The sequence below is a fragment of the Pararhodonellum marinum genome (assembly GCF_015354735.1).
GTDB classification, from domain to species: domain Bacteria; phylum Bacteroidota; class Bacteroidia; order Cytophagales; family Cyclobacteriaceae; genus Pararhodonellum; species Pararhodonellum marinum.
This window is the reverse complement of sequence record NZ_JACEFJ010000005.1, coordinates 253632-277476: the sequence shown is the minus strand read 5'-3', so window position 1 is coordinate 277476 and position 23845 is coordinate 253632. Positions and strand designations below refer to the sequence as shown.

The window sequence follows — 23845 nt, the reverse complement described above, 5'->3', positions numbered from 1 at the left end:
TTTAACGCAGGATTTCACCAAGTTCTGAGCGTTTTTCAACTTTCATAAATAAAGATTTTTGAGCTAGAGTAAACAATTTTGGTATCGAAAGTTGTTACATGGGATAGTATTGCCTCACCCAAAACGAAAGTCATTTAATGGTCAACATCATTATTGGAACAAACAGAAAAAAATCATTGTCGAGAAAAATCGGTTCAATCTATCAGGAAATTTTGGCAAAAAAACAGGTGGACTCCGAAATCATTGATCTTAAAGACCTCCCACATGACTTTGTATTTTCTGCCCTCTACGAGAACAACGGTAAAAACCCCTCTTACAATGATTTTCATGCAAAGTTGATCAAGGGATCCAAATTTGTTTTTATTGTGCCTGAATACAACGGTTCTTTTCCTGGGATATTGAAGGCTTTTATTGACGGAATGACTTACCCCAATGCCTTTCGGAACAAAAAATGTGCTTTGGTTGGTCTTTCTTCAGGAATAGGCGGCGGTGGCATCGCATTGAGCCACCTGACCGACATCTTCCATTACCTGGGTATGCATGTATTAGCTCACAAGCCAAAATTGGCCCGTATAGAGGAAAACATGTCAGAAAATCTGCTCACCAACAGATTGTACATGGAATTACTGCAACTCCAGGCTGAAATGCTGATTGACTTTTAAATCAATCCACATTATCGTGCAAGAACCTGTTGTTACCCAGGATCTCATTTTCATCATTTAGGTTGTACCGGGAAATATTGCCCTCGGAACTGTGCTGCACATCCTGAAGCTTCACCTGCTTCCTCATGTAAGCGGGCACTTCCAGTTTTTCCTTGAATTCATCAGGAGTTTGGTTGGCTGCCCTGAGCGTTTTTAATTTTTCAAATCTCTCATGGGCTCTTTGGATGGCTTTCTGCTTGATTTGCTCATAGTAATTGTTGTTGAAAGCCACATTGCTGTCTTCTGCAGGTTCGGTTTTCTTTGGTTCATTGGCCGTTTCTATCGCCCTTGGAACTACCTTTTTGGGCTCAGGTTGCATGAACTCAAATTCCTCCTCCTCATCTTCTACCTGCTTGGCTGCCGGCGCCATTTCTGGTTTGGCCGAAGGGGCTGGCTTTTCTTCAGCAGCAGGTTCTTCACGCATGGGCATGATTGGCTTCTGTATACTAAAGGTAAAGGTCTGTCCAGCACTGGCCGGCGCCTCCTCTTCTACTTTGGAGGTTTTTCCTGATTCTAGATCGATTACTTTCTTGGTGGTTTCCTCCTGTTCTTTTTTTGCTGCTACTGCTGCAATTACATCTTCTTCAATGGGAGTCAAGGCTTCTGGGATAAATCCCGTCGCAATCACTGTAACCCTTATGGATTTATTCAAATCAGGATCTATGCCCTGACCAAAAATAACCTCTGCTTCATCTCCGGCTCTTTCCTGAATGTACTCAGTGATTTCGCTAAGCTCGTCCATGGACAATTCTTCTTCTTCTCCTGACATGATGGAAAGCAGGATTTTCTGCGCACCTTTGATGTCCACATTGTTCAACAAGGGGGATGCAATCGCTTTTTCAGCTGCTTTGATCGCACGACCTTCACCTTCTTCAGTAGCAGAACCCATTACTGCTGCTCCTGCATTTTTCATCACAGTCTTCACATCCTCAAAATCCACGTTGACATCCTGATGTACCGTGATGATTTCTGCAATGGACTTTGCTGCCGTGGAAAGAATATTGTCCGCTTTGCCAAATGCCGACCTGATGGCCAAATTGCCATAGATTTCCCGCAGTTTGTCATTGAGAATCACCAAGACGGTATCGCAGTTCTCCCTCAAGGACTCTATACCCAACTGTGCTGCAGTCATTTTCTTTTTGCCTTCGAAGCCGAATGGAGCAGTAACTATGCCTACAGTCAGGACGTCCATGTCTTTGGCTATTTTGGCTATAACGGGGGCAGCACCGGTACCGGTTCCTCCACCCATACCTGCTGTGATAAATACCATTTTGGTATTGTCGGACAACAGGTCCCTGATTTCTTCCTTGCTTTCTAATGCGGCATTTTTGCCTTTCTCAGGATTGGCACCTGCTCCAAGTCCTTCAGTTAGGTTGGCCCCCAATTGAAGTTTCAATGGCACAGGGCTACTTTTGAGTGCTTGGGCGTCAGTATTGACTACCACGAACTCCACATCCTTGATGCCTTGATTGTACATGTGGTTCACAGCGTTGGAACCACCTCCTCCTACCCCTATCACCTTGATGATAGATTTGTGGTTTTTTGGAAGGTCAAATTTGTAATCTCTCATAATTTCTGACATTTTTCCTCTTTATGGTGAATTGGTATTGTTATTTTTTGATTGTCTTTGGAAAAAGGGAAATAATGGACAAAACCCATTATTTCCCTGAAATAAATAAGCCCTAGTAATTATTGTCTTCTTCGATATCATCCATGATGAAATCTTTCAATCTATCTCTTATGCTGGCAAAGATGTCCTTACCGGGTAGGGCTACCCGAACCGCTTTGCCTTCTTTAACCTTGGCTATGCCATGATCTTGTCTTTGTCTGTAAACATCTTCTCTATCATCCAAAGCCTTAAAGCCTGCCAGGACCAATCCAACAGTTGTGGCGTACATGGGGCTTTTTACCTCCTCTAATACGGTCCTACCCAGGTGCTCATTGGGATAGCCGATCCGTGTATCCAAACCAGTCATGTATTCAAACAACTGGCTCACTCCTTGTAATTGTGAGCCTCCTCCGGTCAATACGATGCCACCCGCAAGCTTTTTATACATGCCGCTCGCTACGATTTCCGACTGCACCATTTCAATGATTTCTTCCATCCTTGCCTCAATGATACTGGCCAGGTTTTTAATGGAAATCTCCTTTGGCGGTCGGTTCCTCAAGCCGGGAATAGAGACAATTTCATTGGGGTTGGCATCTTCTGCTATGGCTTTGCCAAACTTGGTTTTCAGAAGTTCTGCCTGATTTTGCATGACCATACAACCTTCTTTGATATCCATAGTGATGATATTTCCCCCAAAAGGAATCACAGCGGTATGTCGGATGATGTTTTCGTAAAATATGGCTATGTCTGTGGTACCCCCACCGATATCGACCAAGCATACTCCAGCCTCCTTATCCAGATCACTCAAGACCGAAAGCGAACTGGCCAAAGGCTCTAGAATGAGGTCTTTGGAAGTCAGGTTGGACCGCTTGACACAACGGTTGATGTTGTTAATCGCTGTAGTTTGGGCTGTGATAATATGGAAATCTGCCTCAAGACGTGCTCCTGACATCCCTACTGGATCCTTGATCCCATCTTCATAATCGACCGTATAATCCTGTGGCATCACATGAATGATGGTGTTACCGGGTGGCACCACAATGTTTTCCATGTCATTGGATAATCTTCTGACATCCTCCACAGTGATTTCATCGTCTTTGGTATTCCGGATGATGGACCCGTGGTGTACTGCACTTCTGATGTGTTGCCCAGCAATCCCTACGATCACTTCCCCAATGTTGACATCGGCCATTTCAGAAGCATCGTGAACGGCTTTTTGAATGGCATTTACCGTCTTGTCAATGTTGGTCACGATTCCGCGGATTACTCCGTCAGATACCGCCTTGCCCATTCCCAAGACTTCAAGTTTGCCGAATTCGTTTTTCCGTCCGATGATGGCGCAGATTTTGGTGGTTCCGATGTCTAACCCCACCACGAGTTTTTCATTTTCCATAGCTAATCACAAATTATTTGGTCCTTATATTTTACGTTTACTTTGCTGTAGGTATTCCATCCTTTTTGAGGTAGTATCTGTTGGTAGAACACTTCAATTTTTTTGAATTTCTGTTCGATATCTTCGGGCTTGCCAAATTCAATGACCTGCTTACCGACTTGCTGATGCATCCAGATATTTCCTTTCCGATCGATTTCCAAAGAGGCAATCTGCGCTTTCCAGAACTCATTCTGATTGATAAATTCAATTAAATCCATCAAATCGGAATGGTTGACCTTGAGATCGTCTTCTGCCAATAATTCATCAGCTTTACTTCCTTCAATCAGCAAAACCCGGCTGGTGTACTTGCTTGAAGTAGGCAGGATAATGCCCTCGGATGAGATGTAACCATCCGCTGCCATGGGTCTTGTAATCCTTGCAACAGGCTGATGCTGCTCCACTTTGATAATTACTTTACCTTTGAGATCCTTGAAAACCTCCGCATTTTTTACAAAGGGGTGGCTTTCTACTCGATGCTCGATTTTGTCCAAGGCTATTTCCGAAAGCACTGTGTTGCCCTGTATGTGATCGAAATCTGTTTTGAGTATTTTGAAAATATCCTGTTCATCTACAAAGTACACATCACTGAAACCTTTGATAAATACCTCAAAGGAATGAAATCCCCGCTCGGCAGCTTTTTTCTCTACAAACCCGATAAAGACCAAAAGCACCAGGCTGAGGAGCAGGAAGACAAAAGTCTTTTTGATTTTGAAGTTTTTAAATCCTTTCATCTCTGATCCAATTGGTTATAGGTTCTACCATACGGTCTATGTCACCAGCACCTAGGGTCACTAGGACTTCCACGGTGCTTTTTTTCAAATGGTCCAAAATTGCCCCGTTTGTTAGCACTTGCTTTTCTTTACAGGCTATGCCATCCAGCAACATGGTTGAAGACACCCCTTCAATGGGGAGCTCTCTTGCGGGATATATTTCCATCAGTATTACCTCGTCCGCAATGCTCAAGCTTTCTGAAAATTCGGTAGCGAAGTCTCTAGTTCTGCTGTACAGATGCGGTTGAAAGATTACTGTCAGTTTTTTAATGGGATACATGGCTTTCACGGAACTCAGAAAAGCCCTGATCTCTTCCGGATGATGGGCATAGTCATCTATATACACCATGTCTTCACTTTGGTGGATAATTTCAAACCGCCTTTTTACTCCCTTGTAGACATTCAACCCATCTCTAATTTCTTTGGGTTTCAATCCGAAATACAGGGCCACAGAAATGGCCGCCAATGCGTTTTCCACATTGTGGAAACCAGGCACTTTCAGCTCAATGTCTTTCAATTCAATCTTTTGACTGAGGTAGTCAAAAGTAAATGAAGCCAATCCAGCTCTGATGTTGGCTGCATGAATACTGCCTTGTGTAAGTCCGTATTCCAAAGTAGCCAAGCCTTCAAATTGGCTCCTGTCCAGCTTAGTCATTGCATTGTTTTGAATGAACGCCTGCCCCTTTTTATTGGTCTGGGCGAGGAATTTTCCAAAGCTTTTGGTCATTTCCTCCACCTTTTCATAAATGTCCAGGTGGTCCGCATCCAAACTCGTCACCACAGAAATATTGGGATGAAGCTGTAAGAAAGACCGGTCAAATTCATCGGCCTCCACCACGACAATGGGTGCCTCATTTTTGGCCTCATCATGGAGGATTAAGTTGCTGTCGTAATTTTGTGTCACTCCTCCTAAAAAGGCCGCAGTATTAATGCCAGCATGCTTGAGCAAATGGGCAATCATGGAAGAAGTGGTGGTTTTCCCATGGGTTCCTGCCACAGCCACAGTGGTCATTTGGGAAGTAATCATTCCCAATACTTCCGATCTTTTCTTGAGTAAATAATCTCTGGATTTAAAGAAATTAAGCTGTAGGCTGTCCTTTGGAATGGCTGGTGTCCAAATGATCAGTCTGTTTTTGGTATCCGAGGAAACGGCTGTGGGAATGGCATCCACAACGTCCTCAAAATTGATCGTCATCCCTTCACCCTGTAATTGTTGGGTAAAGGCGGTTGGTGTCTTGTCATAGCCATACACAGGTACACCGAGGTGTCGAAACCAGCGCGCCAAAGCACTCATACCGATCCCTCCGATACCTAGAAAGTAGACGCTATGTAGACTTTTCCAATTCATTTTATCAGGTTTTCCAAGGCCACCACGATCTCTGTGGCAGCCTCGGGTTTAGCCAGGGTTATTATTTTTTCACTGAGTTGCTTGCGCACTTCAGGGTTTGACATCAAGTCTTCTACTTCTTTGGCCAAGTTATCCATGGCCTCATTGTCTTTGATCATTTTGGCAGCTCTTTGGCTCACCACTGCCATGGCATTTTTGGTCTGATGGTCTTCTGCCACATTGGGGGAAGGGATAAAGATAACTGCCTTCCCTGCAAGGCTTAGCTCTGAAACCGAAAGGGCTCCTGCCCTGGAAACAACCAAATCGGCCGCAGCATACGCCAAGTCCATGTCCTTGATAAACTCCAAGGCTTTAATCCATTTAAGATTCGCTGCTGTCACCGCCTGATTCATTTCTTCAAAATAAAATTTACCAGTCTGCCACAATACTTGGTATCCCTTCTCCTCAAACTGATGCATGGACTGTAGCATCGCCTGATTGATCGTTTTTGCTCCTAGACTTCCTCCCAATACCAAAAGCACCGGCCTTTCTGCCGAAAGTCCAAAATGCTTCAAAGCAACTTCTCTTTTCTTGTCCGTATCCAGAATGTCCTTTCTTACAGGATTACCTGTATACTTTATTTTTTCCTTAGGAAAGAACTTTTCCATTTGAGGATAGGCTACACAAATCACATTTGCCCTTTTAGAAAGCAGCTTGTTGGTCAAGCCAGCATAGGAGTTTTGCTCCTGAATTAAGGTTGGTATACCCTTGTTTTGGGCAACAAACAACAGGGGTCCGCTGGCATAACCTCCCACACCCACCACCGCATGAGGTTTGAAATTCCGAATGAGTTTGCGGGCCTTGTTGAGGCTATCCATCAGCTTGAAAGGGAAATTGAGGTTGTCCAATGTCAATTTTCTTTGGAGTCCTGCGATTCTCAGTCCTTCTATGGCATATCCTGCTTCCGGTACCTTTTGCATTTCCATTTTTCCTTCGGCCCCAACGAATAAGATCTCAGATTCAGGGTACTTCTCTGTCCATGCATTTGCAATTGCAATTGCCGGGTAGATATGTCCTCCTGTTCCTCCTCCGCTTATCATGATCCTATAGCTTTGTTTCGTTGGGTTCATGTTTTATCATTAAGCCATTTTGGCTGTTCTTCTTATGCTATTGGCCTCTACTGGAAAGGCGTCCTCATGGTCTCCGCGACTTACACTAAGGATGATTCCCAAAGAAACCCCTGTAAATATCAGGGATGTACCACCCATACTGAGCAAGGGCAAGGGCAATCCTGTAATTGGGCCCAAGCCAACGGCCACCGCCATGTTGACCATGGCCTGCAGCACCAGTGCAAAACTCAGCCCTGCCGAGAGTAAGCCACCAAAAGGCCTGTTGGATATGGCTACCACCCGCATGCCCCGATAGAGCAAAGCGAGGTATAGGAAAAGCACCACACCACCTCCGATAAGTCCGTATTCCTCTACGATGATCGCGTAGATGAAATCGGAATAAGGATGTGGCAGGAAATTCCTTTGTTCACTTTTGCCGGGTCCTTTTCCTGCGATGCCTCCTGTGGCAATTGCGATGTAGGATTGCTGTGCTTGATAGGGAATTTCACCTCCCTTGGCCGTGAAGTTTTCTATCCTGGAAAAGAAAGTTCCGCCTCTTTGTCCTACAAAGATCGCAGTGGTCAAAGCCAAACCCCCAATCAGGCATACCATGGCCAGAAATTTCAAAGGTACCCGACCTATAAACATGAGCAACAGGCAAGTGGCAAGCAGTAAAACTGCTGTGGACATGTTGGCCAAAGCGATCAGCATACAGATCAGCCCTATCCAGATGATGATAGGAATAAAGGTGCTTTGAAAGTCCCGAATGTTGCGTTGTCTTTTGGCAAGCATACCTGCAACTGCTGCGATGAGTGCCAATTTGGCCAAATCGGAAGGCTGGAAGGCCTGATTGATGATGGGTATGGTCAGCCAACGGTTGGCATCATTGATATTGGATCCGAAGAAATAAGTGAATATCAACAAGGGTACTGCAACCCATAGCGCTACCAAGGATAATTTTGCATAGTACTTATAGGGGACCTTATGGGCCATCCACATCACCCCTAAGCTGGCCATGACCAATAAGGAATGCTTGATAAGATAGGCTTCCGTATTGCCTCCCATGCGCTTGTAGGCTAGGGTACCCGTAGCGGAGTACACGACCAAGATGCTGATGATGGACAAAAGGATCACGATACCCCATATGATGGAGTCCCCTTTTAAATTTTCATCCAACCACTCTTTAATTGCTATCATTTCGCTTTCACATTTAGGATGCGCCGCACTGCTTTTTTAAACTGATCGCCCCTGTCTTCATAATTTTTGAATAAATCAAAACTAGCACAGGCTGGAGATAGAAGAACCAGGTCTCCAGGTTTTGCCTGATTCCAGGCCCATTCCACCGCTTCTTGAAGGACTTGCGTTTCCATAATGAGAGGAATGCGCCCTTCAAATGCTTTTTTCAATTTTTCATTGTCTTTTCCCAGACAAATCAAAGCTTTTACTTTGCCGGCTATGCTGGCCATCAATTTTTCGTAATTATTCCCTTTATCCACCCCTCCGGCTATCCAAAGGATGGGCTGGGAATAAGCCTCCAGCGCATAGGATGTCGCATCTACATTGGTTCCTTTGCTGTCATTGATAAAAGTCACCCCATTCGCTTCCTCTACCACTTCCATTCTATGAGGTGCATTTTCAAAATTCCCCAAACCAATGAGTAAGTCAACCTCTGATACTCCGGCAAGTAGGGCCGCTTGAGCTGCACACATTACATTGATCATGTTGTGTGCGCCTTTCAGGACAATGGATTCCTTTGGCAGAGAAATGCCTTTACCTGCATTTCCCAAAACCAGCCTATCCCCAGCATCATGGCTGAAAGTGTCTGTTTTTTCCTTCAGGGAAACCCCGTGCATTTGTATATTGGGTTCGAGATCTTCTAAACCTTGTTGAATGTTATGGTCATCTGCATAATAAATCAAATGGTCTTCTTCATCCATGTTGGCCAACAAATTCAGCTTGGCATGGATGTAATTGTAGAAGTAGTACCCGTACCTGTCTAAGTGATCAGGTGTGATATTGGTCAGAATAGCAACAAATGGTTTGAAAGTCCTGAAGCCGTCAATCTGAAAACTGCTGACTTCCAAAACCCACCATTCATGGTCCCTTTCCGTCAATTGCATCGCCCAACTTTGGCCCACATTCCCTGCAAGACCCACATCAAGACCTGCTGTTTTCATCAAATGATAGGTCAATAAAGTGGTGGTAGTTTTACCGTTCGTGCCGGTAATGGCGAGGATTTTACCTTTGCTGTAGCGAAAACCAAATTCCAGCTCGTCAATGATAGGGATACCCGCCTCTTTCAGCAGCTTGACTATTTTTGTTTTTTCCGGAATGCCTGGACTTTTTATGACCTCTGCCGCATTAAGGATTAGGTTTGTAGAGTGTTGGCCTTCTTCAAAAGAAATATCGGCTTTTTGAAGCAAGGCTTTTCTTTCCTCCGATATGTTGCCAGCATCGGATACAAACACCTCATGGCCCATCTTATGGGCCAATAGGGCTGCTCCTATTCCGCTTTCTCCTGCTCCTAATATGACGATCCTTTTATTCATTTATCTCAGTTTCAAAGTAGCCAGCGTAATGATGGCCAACAAGATGCCCACAATCCAAAACCGCGTAACGATTTTGGGTTCAGGAATTCCTTTTTTTTGATAGTGGTGGTGTAAGGGGGACATCAGGAAAATCCGTCTTCCCTCACCGTATTTTTTTCTGGTATATTTAAAATAGCTGACCTGAAGGACTACGGATACATTTTCTATCACGAAAATCCCACAGAGTACAGGAATCAACAATTCCTTTCTTAAGGTAAATGAGAGCACGGCAATCACTCCCCCAAGCATCAAACTCCCTGTATCTCCCATAAATACCTGTGCAGGGTAAGCGTTATACCACAAAAAACCCACGCAGGCCCCCACAAAAGCAGAGCAGAAAATCACCATTTCGCCGGCATTTGGAATAAACATCACATTCAGATACTGGGAGAATATGGCGTTGCCGCTGATGTAGGCGAATATGCCTATGGTCAGGCCTATGATTGCAGAAGTACCTGCGGCTAACCCATCAATTCCATCTGTAATATTGGCGCCATTGGATACGGCAGTAACGATGAAAATCACCAATAGGATAAACAAAACAGGTGTCATGGCATCACCCAAAAAACCCAAGAGGTTTTCATAGTTGAGCTCATTGTTTTTCATAAAGGGAATGGTTGTTTTGGCCACCTTTACATCCTTAAAAGCAGGTGTTTCCACTATGCCTTCCTCTATGGAAACGGGGTTCTGGAATTCCCTCACCACCACATCTTCATGAAAGAATAGTGTACCTCCTACAATAATCCCAATGCCAATCTGACCGATGATTTTAAAACGACCGGCGAGTCCTTCTTTATTTTTTCTGAAAACCTTGATATAATCATCCAAAAATCCGATGAAGCCAAGCCAAATGACCGATACCAGAAGTAGAATGATATAAATATTGTAAACATTGGCAAAAAGCAGGGTAGGAACTAAAATACCAGCGATCATCATAAGGCCTCCCATGGTCGGCGTGCCTTTCTTTTCTTTTTGTCCCTCAAGGCCAAGATCCCGGACAGTCTCACCAATTTGTTGTTTCCTGATCCACTGAATAATGGTTTTTCCAAAGGTAATCGTGATCAGTAAAGAAAAAAGTGCAGCCATTCCAGCTCGAAATGAGATATACCGGAAGACCCCTGCACCTGGCAGGTCTAAAGCTTGATCGAAATAATCAAAAAGATGGTATAACATGATTAACTGGTATGTATAATTTGCAGCATTTCTTTCGCAATCACCCGGTCATCAAATGGATGCTTGACACCTTTGATTTCCTGATAGGTTTCATGCCCCTTTCCCGCTATTAAAATGATATCTCCTTTTTTGGCCATCACACAAGCCGTTTTGATGGCTTCTTTTCTGTCCTCTATGGTTACTGTTTTCTTGTAGTCCACGGGATTTACTCCCTTTTCCATATCCCGGATGATGCTCATGGGAATTTCATCCCTAGGATTGTCAGAGGTAAGGATCACCTGGTCACTGTTCTTGGTGGCAATTTTTGCCATCAATGGCCTTTTGGCCTTGTCCCTATTGCCTCCACAGCCCACCACCGTGATAAGCTTTTCACCACCCATTCGAACACCTTGGATGGTCTTGAGCACATTTTCCAAAGCATCTGGTGTGTGGGCATAATCCACTATGGTAGTGATCCCATTATATTCAAATTGATCAAAGCGCCCTTGTGCACCTCTGACTTTGGAAAGCTGCATCAAGACTTCATCCGGTTCTTCTCCGAGCAACACGGCGGCCCCATAGACCCCCATCAAATTGTAGGCATTAAATTCTCCGATCATTCGAAACCATACCTGCTTACCTTGAATATCCAATTCAAGCCCTTGTAAAGTATTGCTGATGATTTTTGCTTTAAAATCCGCAGGATAGCGTAAGGCAAAGGTTTGCTTGGCTGCTTTGGTATTTTGCAACATGACCATGGCACGCTTATCATCCGCGTTGACCAGTGCAAAAGCATCTTTCGGAAGCTCATCAAATAGTTTCTTCTTTGCTTTGATGTATTCATCAAAACTCCCGTGGTAATCCAAGTGGTCATGGCTGAGATTGGTGAAAATCGCTCCTGTAAACTGCATTCCGGAAGTGCGCTCCTGCACAATGGCATGGGAACTCGCCTCCATAAAACAATAGGTACAACCCGCTGAAAGCATTTTAGACAGCAACTCTTGGATGGCAAGGCTATCCGGAGTGGTGTGCGTGGCAGGCAAGATTTCTTCCCCAATTTTATTTTCCACTGTAGACAAGAGTCCACTTTGGTATCCCATCTCCATAAACAACTGATGCAGGAGGGTTGCTGTGGTAGTTTTGCCATTGGTGCCGGTTACAGCCACCACTTTCATTTTGGACGAGGGATGTCCATAGAAATTTGCAGCCATGATTCCGAGGGCCTTGGCAGAATTGATCACTTGCACATAAGTGACTCCTGCTTGCATGGATTCAGGTAATTCCTCGCAAATGATTGCGATTGCCCCTTTTTCCAGAGCTTGATTGATGAAAGCGTGGCCGTCTACTTGTGTGCCGGTAATGGCCACAAAAGCTGAAGCAGGAACCACCTTTCGGCTATCAAAGACAAGTTGATCCACTTCCACCTCCATATCACCGATAGAGGCAGTAAGTGACACTTTGTACAATATGTCTTTTATGGTCATCATTATCCCAATTCCAGTCTTATGGTTCCATCCTGAGGCAGATTGGTTCCAGCCCCGATAGATTGCCTCTTTACCCGGCCCTTTCCGGAGTAGGTCACCCTCAGTCCCTTGTTTTCCAAAATATAAAGTGCATCCCTCAAAGTCATGCCCTGCACGTCCGGCACTGTGGGCGCTTCTACCTTATTTTCCTTCCAACTGATGGACCGGTTGGCTACGGTGGATTTGACCCAATCCTCACCTCCCCCATAGTGGTTGGAAATTCCAAACTGATTGCATATCAGCTGCAATTCATCCACCTTCCCGGCCTGAATAAATGGAAACTCTGTTTGTTCCATCTCAGCCAAAATCACCTGTTGGTTTACTTTTGGATTTAATTTTAAATCCTGCGCGTAGATTTTATCCGCAATTTCCTTGAAGACCGGAGCGGAAATATCACCCCCGTAGGCATTGAAACCTTTTGGGCTGTCCACAATGACAATCGCAGAATATTTGGGTTTATCAGCCGGAAAATAACCGGCAAATGAGGTATAGTATTTTTGGGTATATCGTCCGTTGATGAGTTTCTGTGCAGTTCCGGTTTTTCCGGCGATCAGATAATCCTCATCCCTGATATTGCTCGCCGTACCTTGGGTCACTACCCCTTCCAGGAGCTCCTGCAACTGCTTTATGGTTTGGTCTGAGGCGATTTTTCTACTGACCACTTCTGGTTTGAATTCTCTCTCCACTTTTGTAGCCCTTGAGATCCGCTGGACGATCATGGGTTTTACCATGGTGCCGTTATTGGCGATGGCATTGTAAACCATCAATGTATGTAATGGAGTGATCTTTAGTTCATATCCGATAGACATCCATGGCAGCGTGGTGCCATACCAATTTTTGGCACCAGGCTTTTTGAAATAGGGAACCCCCTCTCCTTTCAGCTGAAACTCCATAGGCTGATGAATGCCCGCTTTTTCCACATAACTGAGGAATTTACTGGGATTGACCCCAAAATTCTCTTCCACCAATCTGGAAATGGCCACATTGGAGGATTTTTCAAATGCCTCTCTAACGGTGATCTTACCGAAGCCGCCGTTTTTGGCATCCCGCATGGTGCGGTCATAAAACTTAAATGCCCCCTTGCCTGTATCAATAGAATCTTTGAGGTTGACTTTCCCTTCTTCCAGCAAGGCCATCATGGAAATCAATTTGAAAGTGGATCCAGGTTCTGTAAGACCCTGTTCTCCTATGCCATAATTGTAGTATTCGCCATAACCATAGCTGGTTTTGTTTTTTTGTAGATTGGCGATGGCCTTGATGTGCCCGGTAGCCACTTCCATTACTATTACACTCCCAAATTCAGCATCCTTATTGATCAGTTGTCTCAATAAAGCGGATTCTGCTACATCCTGAATGTTAACATCGATGGTGGTGATGATGTCAAACCCATCCTCTGGCTTGATATCTTCAGCATCATGCACTGGTTTCCAGCTTCCTCCGGCAATTTTTTGAAATAAAGCCTCTCCATTTCTACCTTCGAGATAATCGTTAAAGCTGTATTCCAGACCTGCTCCATATTTGTCTTCATTGAGAAAACCTACTGTCCTACCCGCCAGATTTTGAAAAGGACGGTATCTTTTTTCCACTTTCTCAAAAATCACCCCACCACGGCTACGGCCTTCTCTGAAAATCGGCCATGTGGACATTTTTTGCTTCTCCTGATATCCGATTTGCTGTCTGTTGAGAATTAAATATTGCTTACCATTGAGCCTGGCATCATTGATTGTCCTTTTGTATGCTGAGGCAGATTTGTCTTTGTAAAAATTCGCCAACAAAACCGAAAGGGAATCCAAACCTGCCTTGTATGAGTTTTCACTGGCTATAGAAGGATCCATGACCACCCTGTAAAATGGCAGGCTGGTAGCCAGCAAGCTTCCGTCTCCGCTGTATATGTTCCCACGAGTTGCACTGACCTTTCTATATTGAAGGTTGATATTCTGGGACATTTCTCTCCACTTGTCCCCGTCCACCAGCTGAACATGGGTGATTTTATAAAAAATAAGTCCGGCAAATATGGCCACCACCAAAAATGCCATCCTCACTCTGACCAATATGGATCTTTTGATGTTCACTTCTTGACTTTTATTTTGATGGGTGGTTGATCAATTTCAAATAGGCCCAAGGGCTCAATTTTTCTGGCAACTTCCGACTGCTTGCTGCTGAGCATGTATTCCGCTTCCAGTGTAGTGACATCTGCTCTCAAATCCTCCACCTCCTGTTGTACTTTTTCGATTTTTCGGATGGTGTTTTCGGCCCTGTGGTTGCTCCATATGTACATCAAAGCCAAACAGGCCGCATACAGGAATGGAGGCACCAGATTCACCGGGATTCCTTCACCAAGCAATTCACTCACTTTCAATTTTTCTTCAATCCACACAAAAGGGTTCCAGCCCTTTTTGGAGCTGCTTTTCTCTTTTTGCTTGATCTTCTTTTTAAAGGTGTTGGTCGACATCTTACAATCTTTTTGCTACCCTTAATTTGGCACTCCTTGCCCTGTTGTTTCTTGCCAGTTCTTCTTCTCCTGCCACCAATGCCTTGCGGGTGATCGGCTCAAATGGCCTGACCGGGTTGCCATAGAAATCCTTCTCAAGCTCCCCGTGAAATTTTCCTTTCGCCATAAAGTTTTTTACCAAACGATCTTCAAGTGAATGGTAACTCATCACCACCAACCTGCCGTTCGGTTTCAAAATCTCCTTTGCCTGCAGCAGCATTTCCTCCAACGCTCCGAGTTCATCATTGACCTCAATTCTCAATGCCTGAAACACCTGGGCAAAATACTTGTACTCTTTACCCCGCGGGGCGAATTTTTTGAGCAAATCCCTAAAACCGGCTATGCTTTCGAAAGGCTGGGAAGCCCTTTCAGACACCACCTGCCTGGCCAAGGTTTTGGCATTTTTTACCTCTCCATAAATACCAAATATCTTGTGCAATTGACCTTCCTCATAAGTGTTCAGCACCTCTTTGGCTGTCAGTCCCGAGCCTTGATTCATCCTCATATCCAATTCCCCTTCGAACCGGGTTGAAAAACCCCTTTCGGGCTGATCAATTTGATGGGAGGATATCCCAAGATCAGCAAGCATACCATCTACTTTGGCCACCCCGTAAAGCCTCAAGTATCTTTTCAGATCCCTAAAATTGGCCTGAACAAAAGTAAACCTAGGGTCTTCAGGTGCATTTGCCGCAGCATCTTCGTCTTGGTCAAATCCATACAAATGGCCGCCTTTCAGACTTTTAAGTATCTCTCTGGTATGTCCCCCTCCTCCGAAGGTCAAGTCTAGATAAATCCCTTCTGGATCAATCGCCAAGCCTGTAATGCATTCAGAAAGCATGACAGGTATGTGGTATTCAGGCTGATCCATGTTATTCTGAGAGTAACTTTTGGGCCAGCTTTGAGAAATCTGAATTTTCTTGGATCAGGTAATCTTCGTATTTCTCCGGATGCCAAAGCTCCACCCTGTTGCCCATACCCACCACAATCGCATCTCTTTCTATACCTGAATAGCGCAGCATGGTTTTGGGAATCAAAAACCTTCCCGCATTATCCAATTCTACTTCTGTATTGCCTCTGAAAAAGTTCCTTTGAAAATTTCTGAACTCTTCATTGAACTCGTCTAAACCAGCTACTCTGTTGTATATTTTTCTGTACTCCAACATGGGGTACAGCACCAGGCATGGCTCAAATCCACGTCTGAGAACCAGCTCATTGCCGTTGGATTCCGGTAGCGCTGCCTTGATTTTGGCAGGCAATACCAGACGTCCTTTGGCGTCAAGCTTGCACTCATACTCGCTGGTGAAAAATGCCATTTCGGTTTGTTAAAGTTTTCTACAAGGACAAAAGTAATAAAAGGATTGACACATTACACCACTATCTACCACTTTTTCCCACTTAGTGATAAAAGTATCCAAAACTTTAGATTAATACAAAGAAATCTTAAAAAATTAACCCTTTAATTTGATGGATTGAAAAGTCGAGGAAATGATCAAATTAGACTAAAACAGGAGGACATCATCTCTGAACCTTCTTAAATTGTCTCATATGTAGGGTTTAGGGAAATAAACTGCTAAATTAAATTGACCTTACCTACATGATTCTAAAAAGTGGTAGAAAATCCCATAAAAATCTAATGGATTATGGATTTCAATGGAAAAAGGGGAAAAGTGTCAACAATTAACTGGCAAAAACAGATGAGCTCAAAGTTTATCAGGAAACGGTTCAGGAAAAATAGTATCGCATGAAAAATAGGCTCAATTGTGCCTCATTACGGAGATGAATCTATATTCCAAAGCCTTTGAATTGAAGAAGCTTGATGATTATCTCAATTGAAATACATCCTAAAAAATTGGGTTGAAACTATTTTTTTCGCAGAATGGTAAAACTTACCAATGCCTCAAGAGAGGATTTATATGCTGATTCAGGGAATTCGGCCAAAATTGCCAAAGCTTCTTCATAAAACTGGTTCATCACAGACTGGGCATAATCCAGTCCACCTGACCCTTTGACGAAACTGATTACTTCACTGACCGCTTTTTTGTCTTTGTTTTTGTTCCGAATCAGATAAATGATCCTTTTTTTATCCAGCCATTTGGCTTGATTAAGTGCATAGATCAAGGGCAGGGTCATCTTTTTTTCTTTGATATCAATACCTACAGGCTTGCCTACCTCATCTTCTCCATAATCAAAAAGGTCATCTTTGATTTGAAAAGCCATACCTACCTTTTCACCAAAAAGCCTCATTTTCTCTGCTTGGCCATTTACTCCAGCCGTCGCTGCGCCCACTTCGCAGCAAGACGCAATGAGGCTCGCCGTCTTTTGGCGGATGATGGTGTAATAGATTTCTTCGGTAATATCGAGGTTCCTGGCTTTGGCGATCTGCAAGAGCTCCCCTTCGCTCATTTCTCTTACGGCATTGGAAACGATTTTCAGCAAGTCAAAATCTCCATTATCTACACTGAGCAATAAGCCCCTGGAAAGCAGGTAATCGCCAACCAAGACCGCAATTTTATTTTTCCAAAGTGCATTGATGGAAAAAAAGCCTCTTCTGTAATTTGCATCATCCACCACATCATCATGGACCAAGGTAGCTGTATGGAGCAATTCTATCAACGCTGCACCCCTAAAAGTAGACTCGGTGATGCCTCCTGATACGCCCGCTGTCAAAAAAACAAACATGGGCCGCATCTGCTTCCCTTTTCTTTTGACGATGTAATTGGTGATGTGATCAAGGAGTTTGACCTTACTCTTCATGAAAGAGCGGAATTTTTTCTCAAATTCAGCCATTTCATCGGCTATGGGAGCTTGTATTTGCTTAAGGTCTGGCTTCATTTGATTTCCGTGCTGCAATAATACAACCTATTCAGGCTACCTCAAAAGGTGCACCGCTTTAATTTCTCCAATGAAACGGCCAATTTAAGGATTCGTTCGAAATCTATTGCATAATATCCATCAATCCCTTTTGACTGCTAAATTTCGCCGACTGCTTCTACATTTTTTGTTTATCTTTGACAAACCAAAAAATCTGAATTTCCTTGACTGACGAATATATCAAGCGCGAGTATGACCCCATTCTTCCCAAAAAAGACGAATGGCCAGTTGTGAAATTAAGCAAGTCGCGAAAAGAATTTGTACAACAGGTAGCAAAGGCCAGCAAAGACCGGATCGTCAAGATCACCGGAGATAGCGTGGAAATATTAAAGGAAGAACTCGAGACTACCCTTTACAGGGAAAAGCTGCGCATGAAGCAAAACCCGTGGGTGGTGGATCCTGATGATGAGGCGGATTTTTGGAAAAAAGTCAAATCTGCGCTTGTTCATCTTTCTGCTGAAAACAATGCCTCAGAATCCCAGCAAAAAGCCAAATACCAAGAAATATTAGAAAGAATTACTGATAGATATGCCGATGAAATCGCGGGAAATTTTAAACATTCACATTATAAATTAACCCGAGGCATAGTTACCACTGGCTTTTCACGGCTTTTGAATGCGGCACGGGTAAAAGGTATTCGGTCATTTTTTAGTAAGCAATATACCCTTCAGGACAAAATCCAAATTATAGGTGAGACTGATCAGCTGAGGGATCTTGCCTCACAGGGAACCATTGTGATGGTCCCTACCCACTTTAGTAATCTGGACAGTATTTTGATTGGATGGACCATCAGCACCTTAGGTCTTCCACCTTTTATTTACGGGGCAGGTCTCAACCTGTTCAATATCCAGATTTTTGCCTACTTTATGAATGCCCTTGGAGCTTATAAGGTAGATAGGCGCAAAAAAAACCTTCCCTATCTGGAGACCCTGAAAACCTATTCCAGTGAAGCCATACAATTTGGTTGCCACAGCCTTTTTTTTCCAGGAGGTACAAGGTCCAGAAGCGGTATCATAGAGAGCCGCCTGAAGCTGGGTCTGCTCAGTACTGCCATAGAGGCCCAGCGAGCCAATTACCAAAAAGGAATCGAAGGCATTTCAGGAAAAATTTTCATTGTGCCGGTTACCATCAATTACCACTTTGTATTGGAAGCTCCCGGGTTGATCAAAGATTACCTTAGCCTTACTGGGCAAGAGCGTTATTACAAGGAATCGGATGAATTTTCCACTTCATATAAAATCTCGAAATTCCTGTTTAAATTTTTTACGAAAGGATCCGATATTTCTGTTTCCATAGGAAAGGCCATGGATATCATGGGCAATTATGTTGATGAAGCGGGTCATAGTTTGGACAAGTACGGGCGCGTCATTGATTGCAGGGAATATTTCCTTACCAACGGCGTAGTGACTGAGAATCATCAGAGGGAAGAAGAATATACCAATAAGCTCGGCAGAAGAATAGTTGAGGAATTCCATAGGATCAACCGTGTTTTCAGTAGTCATCTCGTGGCCTTCACCGCTTTCCAAATGATCAAAAAAGAACATAAAAAGCTGGATCTTTTCAACCTTTTGAGACTTCCTGAAGAGGACATTGCCATACCTTATGAGGATTTCAAATCCACTTGCCAGATGGTATTGGATCGCATCAAAGAATTGAAGGCAGAGGGAAAGGTCCATATGGCGCCTCACCTTAATCAAGACATGGACACCATCATTGCCCACGGTTTGGACAACGTGGGAATGTATCACGCAAAAAGACCCTTGATTCGAAATGCAGATGGCGCGGTAATTACCGAAGACATGAGTTTATTGTACTATTATCACAACAGACTAGACGGATATGACCTCGAAAAACTCTTCATCTGATAAGCCTGTAGGTGTCATCGGCGTAGGAAGTTTTGGGACTGTGATCGCCAACATGCTCGCTGAAAAAAACAAGGTCATTGTATACGCCAGAAAAAAAGAAGTGGTTGATGAAATCAACAAACAGCACACCGCTGAAGGGAGGCCTCTCTCTAAAAACATCCAGGCAACCAATGATCCGGAATACATCTGTGAAAGGTGTGAGGTTTTGTTTCCTGTAATTTCCTCAAGTGGTTTTAGGGAGGTGATGAGAAATTTTTCTCCCTTTCTGCATCCTTACCACATCTTGATCCACGGGACCAAAGGTCTTGTTTTGTACCTTCCTGAGGGTAAAAGCATCGCAGATGTCAAACAGATTCGGAGAAGTCAAATCTGCACCATGAGTGAGGTCATTCTCAATGAAACAGTCGTGGTGCGCGTCGGTTGTATGGCTGGACCCAACCTGGCCAAAGAATTATCCGAGAAACAACCGGCTGCCACGGTTATCGCGAGCAAATACAATGAGGTAATTCTAGAAGGTCAAAGACTTTTAAGGTCTGACAAATTCCAGGTCTATGGGAATTCTGATATAATAGGTGTGGAACTCAGTGGGGTACTAAAAAACATCATTGCCATAGCCGCAGGAGCATTGGCTGGCATGGGCTTGGGGGAAAATGCCAAAGGGCTATTGATTTCCAGAGGAATGGTGGAGATCGTGTATCTGGGAAATGCACTGGGTGGAAGTGTCAAATCTTTTATTGGATTGGCAGGCATCGGCGACATGGTGGCTACCTGTAATTCGACCCATTCCCGAAACTACACAGTAGGTTACCGATTGGCTCAAGGTCAGTCCCTTGAACAAATCTTAACCGAAATGGATGAAGTAGCGGAAGGGATCAACACCATCCGTTTGATCAAAACTTTTTTGGAAGGGACTGGAATGAGGGCTCCAATTACAGAAAATTTATATAAGGTGCTCTATGAGGACCTTAAAATCGAGGAAGCTCTTCAATACCTGATGAAGTATCCCTTCAATGTGGACGTGGATTTCCTCTGATCAGTTTTCCAACAACTTGGTCAATATTTCGGAAGCAGCTTTAGGCAGAACCGTTCCCGGCCCAAAAACTGAGGATACGCCTGCTTGAAACAGGAAATCATAATCTTTTTTGGGGATAACGCCTCCGGCAATCACCATGATATCGCCTCTTCCCAAGGAATGAAGGGCATTGATCAGTTGCGGAATTAGGGTTTTATGTCCCCCTGCCAAGGAGGAAGCGCCTACTATATGAACATCATTCTCGGCCGCTTGACGAGCCACCTCCTCGGGAGTCTGGAACAGGGGTCCTATATCCACATCAAAACCAAGGTCTGCAAATCCGGTTGCTATGATTTTTGCTCCTCGATCATGGCCGTCCTGCCCCATTTTCGCTACCATGATCCTAGGTCTTCTGCCCTCAAGTTCTGAAAATCGGTTGGCCAGAATTTGGGCCTCTTTGAAGCTGGTATCATCTTGGGCTTCTTTGGCATACACTCCGGAGATGATTTTGTTGTTTGCTTTATGTCTGCCAAATTCCTTTTCCATAGCCAATGAAATTTCACCTAAAGTAGCCCTTTTTCTTGCAGCTTCCACCGCCACTTCCAACAAATTTCCTTTTCCTGTCCGAGCAACTTCCTGAATTTTGGCCAAGACCATTTCAACGGAAGACTGATCTCTTTCAGATTTCAGCAGAGCCAGCCTTTTAATCTGCGAATTTCTTACTGCATCATTGTCTACTTCAAGGGTCTCAAAAACAGTATCATCCTTAACCCGGTATCGATTTACGCCTACTATCACATCCTTTCCACTATCAATCCTAGCCTGTTTTTTAGCTGCAGCTTCTTCTATCCGCATCTTTGGAAGTCCTGCTTCTATGGCTTTGGCCATACCGCCCATTTCTTCTACCTCTTCTATCAATGCCCAAGCTTTTTTTACCAATTGGTCCGTGAGGTATTCAACATAATAAGAACCTCCCCAAGGGTCAACGGTTGCGGTAATGCCTGTTTCTTCTTGTAAAAATTTCTGGGTGTTCCTTGCAATCCGGGCTGAAAAATCCGTTGGCAAGGCAATAGCCTCATCAAACGAATTCGTGTGCAGAGATTGCGTATGGCCCATTACTGCGGCCAAGGCTTCAATTGTGGTTCGGGCCACATTATTGAAGGGGTCCTGTTCGGTAAGAGACCAACCGGATGTTTGGCAATGGGTCCTTAAGGCCATAGATTTGGGATTTTTAGGATTGAATTGCTGCACAAGTTTCGCCCAAAGCAACCTGCCTGCCCTCATCTTTGCAATCTCCATAAAATGATTCATCCCTATGGCCCAGAAAAAGGACAAGCGAGGTGCAAACTCATCGACATGTAGACCAGAGGCAATACCGGTCCTTAGGTATTCCAAACCATCGGCCAAAGTATAGGCCAGCTCCAGATCAGCAGTAGCACCAGCCTCCTGCATGTGGTAACCGGAAATGGAAATGGAATTGAATTTTGGCATGTGTTGCGCCGTGAATTCAAAAATATCAGATATGATGCGCATCGAGGCCTTGGGTGGATAGATATACGTGTTCCGCACCATGAATTCCTTCAGAATGTCATTTTGGATGGTTCCGGTAAGTTGTTGCGAGTTCACTCCCTGCTCTTCTGCGGCAACAATGAAAAAGGCCAAAACAGGAATCACCGCACCGTTCATGGTCATGGAAACAGACATTTGGTCTAAGGGAATCTGATCAAAGAGCACCTTCATATCCAAAATGCTGTCTATTGCTACACCAGCTTTGCCTACATCTCCCTGCACTCTCGGATGATCGGAATCATAGCCCCTATGGGTTGCTAAATCAAAAGCCACGGAAAGCCCCTTTTGACCGGCAGCTAAATTTCTACGATAAAAGGCATTGGACTCCTCTGCCGTAGAAAATCCGGCATATTGCCTGATGGTCCATGGCTTTTGGGTGTACATGGTGCTGTAAGGCCCCCTTAGGTATGGCTCTTGGCCAGCTATAAATCCTATGTGCTCGATGCTTTTCTGGTCCTCTGGATGAAATACTGGGTTTACCACTATGCCTTCTGCACTTTTCCAGAAACCCGTAGGTTTGGGTTTGGGAAATTGTTTTGTTTTCCAGTTTTGAAGATTTGGCCTCATGACTTTCCTCCTTTTGAGTTTTGACCATGATTGGCCTTTACCAAAAACTTCCAGCCCCCTTCATTTTCCAAATGGACCAAATGGTCCCAGGCCAATTCTAACATGTCTTCTGTCAGCCGATCCAGAAAATAGCTCCCTGCCATAGGATCTATCACCTTATCCAAATGGCTTTCTTCCCTTAAAATTGTTGACGTGTTTCTGGCCATTCTTTTGGAAAATACCGAAGGTTCCCGAAAATTCCCATCATGTGGTTTAACATGTAGGGTATTGGCACCACCCAGAATGGCAGACATAGCTTGGGTAGTATTTCTTACAAGGTTATCTTCTGCTTGAGCTTCTGTTTCAGAACCAGGATTGGTTTGGACAAATAGTTTAAAATCCTCAGGCTTCAAGTCCGATCCATAAGTTTGGGCAAGCCGAAAGATACCCAATCGTACTGCTTTTATTTTGGCCATCTCCAAAAAATAGGAATTTCCGACCGTCATTTGCAGGCAGAAGTCTTTCAGTAAATCTCCTGTAGAGCATCCCTGTTGATTTAACATGTCTATCTTTTCAATTACTCCTGCAAGGGAATAACTGATTTGGGAAACATGATCTAGGTTATTAAAATGCCTGTCCATCATGGTGGTGCATTTGAAATTGGGAAAAGGTTTTCCCTCTAAATAGATATCCACATTTTCCAATAAGATAGGTTGATCACTTAATGAACCTTCAAAACTATCCCAAAGTAGGCCTCCACGGAGATCAGACTTATCCACATGCTGTTTTTTAATCCAGCCGAAGAAATGCCTCATTACATCCAAAGGACGGTTTTTGGGCTTTATCCACAATTCTATATAGGCCAAAAGCACCTTATTCAGTAGTACATCCAAGTCAGTTTCCTCATCCATTTCCAAAATCAAGGCATCAGCTCCCTGATTAAGTACCATCAAAATTTCCTCGTTTCCCGACTTCTCGTTAGTTGCGTCGATCAATACTGCATTGTACCATACTCTTGGAGATATGCCCTCATCATCTATTAATGAATGAAATGCATGATGGGGAATAGGAATGACGGGTAGGTCTTCCTCGGTATAAAAAGGTTGGATGGTCAAATTATGTGGATAAGTCTTGGAAAGTGTCTTTTCCACATCTTGGCCTTTCAAATCATTTTGGGCTAAGGCAAGCCAATCGGATTTATCCTGCTTCGGGAATGCTGAAAACAATATTTGGGTCATCTGAAGGTTTAATTTCCGCCGTTTGAAAAAGTTATCTAGAAC

The 23845-nt window shown here is 44.0% G+C and carries 19 protein-coding genes; 3 read left to right on the top strand and 16 right to left on the bottom strand.

Going from position 1 to position 23845, the window contains the following annotated elements; translation table 11 throughout:
- The first annotated feature begins 137 nt into the window (after positions 1-137).
- Complete coding sequence (locus H1A14_RS12295; protein ID WP_194776548.1) at positions 138-662, top strand: NADPH-dependent FMN reductase; 525 nt, start codon at positions 138-140, stop codon at positions 660-662.
- A gap of 1 nt (position 663) precedes the next feature.
- Here the strand turns inward: H1A14_RS12295 and ftsZ are convergent, their stop codons facing one another.
- From ftsZ to H1A14_RS12225, 14 genes are all read right to left on the bottom strand, one after another.
- Positions 664-2271: a cell division protein FtsZ gene (ftsZ, locus tag H1A14_RS12290; protein WP_194776547.1), complete on the bottom strand. Its 1608-nt coding sequence runs from the start codon at positions 2269-2271 to the stop codon at positions 664-666.
- 112 nt (positions 2272-2383) lie between these two features.
- Positions 2384-3703, bottom strand: a complete 1320-nt coding sequence (ftsA, locus tag H1A14_RS12285) for a cell division protein FtsA (protein ID WP_194776546.1) — start codon at positions 3701-3703, stop codon at positions 2384-2386.
- Between the two features lie 2 nt (positions 3704-3705).
- A complete protein-coding gene (locus H1A14_RS12280) occupies positions 3706-4473 on the bottom strand; it encodes a cell division protein FtsQ/DivIB (RefSeq protein WP_194776545.1) in 768 nt (255 codons plus the stop codon).
- The gene (murC, locus tag H1A14_RS12275) at positions 4460-5860 is read right to left on the bottom strand and encodes a UDP-N-acetylmuramate--L-alanine ligase (RefSeq protein WP_194776544.1); all 1401 of its coding nucleotides are present in this window, start codon (positions 5858-5860) and stop codon (positions 4460-4462) included. The genes H1A14_RS12280 and murC overlap by 14 nt, the downstream gene beginning before the upstream one ends.
- Positions 5857-6969: an undecaprenyldiphospho-muramoylpentapeptide beta-N-acetylglucosaminyltransferase gene (gene murG / locus H1A14_RS12270; protein WP_228527751.1), complete on the bottom strand. Its 1113-nt coding sequence runs from the start codon at positions 6967-6969 to the stop codon at positions 5857-5859. Before murG ends, murC begins: the two co-directional genes overlap by 4 nt.
- Positions 6970-6978: 9 nt before the next feature.
- Positions 6979-8145, bottom strand: coding sequence for an FtsW/RodA/SpoVE family cell cycle protein (locus H1A14_RS12265; protein ID WP_194776543.1), 1167 nt, complete (start codon positions 8143-8145; stop codon positions 6979-6981).
- Positions 8142-9497 (bottom strand): UDP-N-acetylmuramoyl-L-alanine--D-glutamate ligase, encoded by a 1356-nt coding sequence (murD, locus tag H1A14_RS12260; RefSeq protein ID WP_194776542.1) that lies wholly within the window; start codon positions 9495-9497, stop codon positions 8142-8144. Before murD ends, H1A14_RS12265 begins: the two co-directional genes overlap by 4 nt.
- Entirely contained in the window at positions 9498-10709 is a 1212-nt protein-coding gene (mraY, locus tag H1A14_RS12255; protein ID WP_194776541.1) for a phospho-N-acetylmuramoyl-pentapeptide-transferase, read from the bottom strand.
- 2 nt (positions 10710-10711) lie between these two features.
- Positions 10712-12175 carry a UDP-N-acetylmuramoyl-L-alanyl-D-glutamate--2,6-diaminopimelate ligase gene (locus H1A14_RS12250; protein WP_194776540.1) on the bottom strand — a complete coding sequence of 488 codons (1464 nt, stop codon included), beginning with the start codon at positions 12173-12175 and terminating at the stop codon, positions 10712-10714.
- Positions 12175-14283 carry a penicillin-binding protein gene (locus tag H1A14_RS12245; RefSeq protein ID WP_194776539.1) on the bottom strand — a complete coding sequence of 703 codons (2109 nt, stop codon included), beginning with the start codon at positions 14281-14283 and terminating at the stop codon, positions 12175-12177. Before H1A14_RS12245 ends, H1A14_RS12250 begins: the two co-directional genes overlap by 1 nt.
- The gene (locus H1A14_RS12240) at positions 14280-14663 is read right to left on the bottom strand and encodes an FtsL-like putative cell division protein (RefSeq protein WP_194776538.1); all 384 of its coding nucleotides are present in this window, start codon (positions 14661-14663) and stop codon (positions 14280-14282) included. Before H1A14_RS12240 ends, H1A14_RS12245 begins: the two co-directional genes overlap by 4 nt.
- Position 14664: 1 nt before the next feature.
- Positions 14665-15570 (bottom strand): 16S rRNA (cytosine(1402)-N(4))-methyltransferase RsmH, encoded by a 906-nt coding sequence (gene rsmH, locus H1A14_RS12235; protein WP_194776537.1) that lies wholly within the window; start codon positions 15568-15570, stop codon positions 14665-14667.
- A gap of 1 nt (position 15571) precedes the next feature.
- The gene (gene mraZ, locus H1A14_RS12230; RefSeq protein ID WP_194776536.1) at positions 15572-16015 is read right to left on the bottom strand and encodes a division/cell wall cluster transcriptional repressor MraZ; all 444 of its coding nucleotides are present in this window, start codon (positions 16013-16015) and stop codon (positions 15572-15574) included.
- Positions 16016-16562: 547 nt separating this feature from the next.
- On the bottom strand, positions 16563-17534 hold the full coding sequence (locus tag H1A14_RS12225) for a polyprenyl synthetase family protein (protein WP_194776535.1): 972 nt from the start codon (positions 17532-17534) through the stop codon (positions 16563-16565).
- A gap of 203 nt (positions 17535-17737) precedes the next feature.
- Here H1A14_RS12225 and H1A14_RS12220 point away from each other — a divergent pair, with 203 nt between their 5' ends.
- Positions 17738-19438, top strand: coding sequence for a 1-acyl-sn-glycerol-3-phosphate acyltransferase (locus tag H1A14_RS12220; protein WP_194776534.1), 1701 nt, complete (start codon positions 17738-17740; stop codon positions 19436-19438).
- Positions 19413-20471, top strand: a complete 1059-nt coding sequence (locus tag H1A14_RS12215) for an NAD(P)H-dependent glycerol-3-phosphate dehydrogenase (protein ID WP_194776533.1) — start codon at positions 19413-19415, stop codon at positions 20469-20471. Before H1A14_RS12220 ends, H1A14_RS12215 begins: the two co-directional genes overlap by 26 nt.
- Here H1A14_RS12215 and scpA read toward each other — a convergent pair whose 3' ends face one another.
- Positions 20472-22586, bottom strand: coding sequence for a methylmalonyl-CoA mutase (scpA, locus tag H1A14_RS12210; RefSeq protein ID WP_194776532.1), 2115 nt, complete (start codon positions 22584-22586; stop codon positions 20472-20474). It lies immediately after the preceding gene.
- Positions 22583-23803 (bottom strand): methylmalonyl-CoA mutase family protein, encoded by a 1221-nt coding sequence (locus H1A14_RS12205; RefSeq protein WP_194776531.1) that lies wholly within the window; start codon positions 23801-23803, stop codon positions 22583-22585. The genes scpA and H1A14_RS12205 overlap by 4 nt, the downstream gene beginning before the upstream one ends.
- Positions 23804-23845: the final 42 nt, after the last annotated feature.

Excerpts from the sequence above, each read along its gene's own strand:
- H1A14_RS12295 (WP_194776548.1), top strand. The coding sequence starts at position 138 with ATGGTCAACATCATTATTGGAACAAACAGAAAAAAATCATTGTCGAGA.
- ftsZ (WP_194776547.1), bottom strand. The coding sequence starts at position 2,271 with ATGAGAGATTACAAATTTGACCTTCCAAAAAACCACAAATCTATCATC.
- ftsA (WP_194776546.1), bottom strand. The coding sequence starts at position 3,703 with ATGGAAAATGAAAAACTCGTGGTGGGGTTAGACATCGGAACCACCAAA.
- H1A14_RS12280 (WP_194776545.1), bottom strand. The coding sequence starts at position 4,473 with ATGAAAGGATTTAAAAACTTCAAAATCAAAAAGACTTTTGTCTTCCTG.
- murC (WP_194776544.1), bottom strand. The coding sequence starts at position 5,860 with ATGAATTGGAAAAGTCTACATAGCGTCTACTTTCTAGGTATCGGAGGG.
- murG (WP_228527751.1), bottom strand. The coding sequence starts at position 6,969 with ATGAACCCAACGAAACAAAGCTATAGGATCATGATAAGCGGAGGAGGA.
- H1A14_RS12265 (WP_194776543.1), bottom strand. The coding sequence starts at position 8,145 with ATGATAGCAATTAAAGAGTGGTTGGATGAAAATTTAAAAGGGGACTCC.
- murD (WP_194776542.1), bottom strand. The coding sequence starts at position 9,497 with ATGAATAAAAGGATCGTCATATTAGGAGCAGGAGAAAGCGGAATAGGA.
- mraY (WP_194776541.1), bottom strand. The coding sequence starts at position 10,709 with ATGTTATACCATCTTTTTGATTATTTCGATCAAGCTTTAGACCTGCCA.
- H1A14_RS12250 (WP_194776540.1), bottom strand. The coding sequence starts at position 12,175 with ATGATGACCATAAAAGACATATTGTACAAAGTGTCACTTACTGCCTCT.
- H1A14_RS12240 (WP_194776538.1), bottom strand. The coding sequence starts at position 14,663 with ATGTCGACCAACACCTTTAAAAAGAAGATCAAGCAAAAAGAGAAAAGC.
- rsmH (WP_194776537.1), bottom strand. The coding sequence starts at position 15,570 with ATGGATCAGCCTGAATACCACATACCTGTCATGCTTTCTGAATGCATT.
- mraZ (WP_194776536.1), bottom strand. The coding sequence starts at position 16,015 with ATGGCATTTTTCACCAGCGAGTATGAGTGCAAGCTTGACGCCAAAGGA.
- H1A14_RS12225 (WP_194776535.1), bottom strand. The coding sequence starts at position 17,534 with ATGAAGCCAGACCTTAAGCAAATACAAGCTCCCATAGCCGATGAAATG.
- H1A14_RS12215 (WP_194776533.1), top strand. The coding sequence starts at position 19,413 with ATGACCTCGAAAAACTCTTCATCTGATAAGCCTGTAGGTGTCATCGGC.
- scpA (WP_194776532.1), bottom strand. The coding sequence starts at position 22,586 with ATGAGGCCAAATCTTCAAAACTGGAAAACAAAACAATTTCCCAAACCC.
- H1A14_RS12205 (WP_194776531.1), bottom strand. The coding sequence starts at position 23,803 with ATGACCCAAATATTGTTTTCAGCATTCCCGAAGCAGGATAAATCCGAT.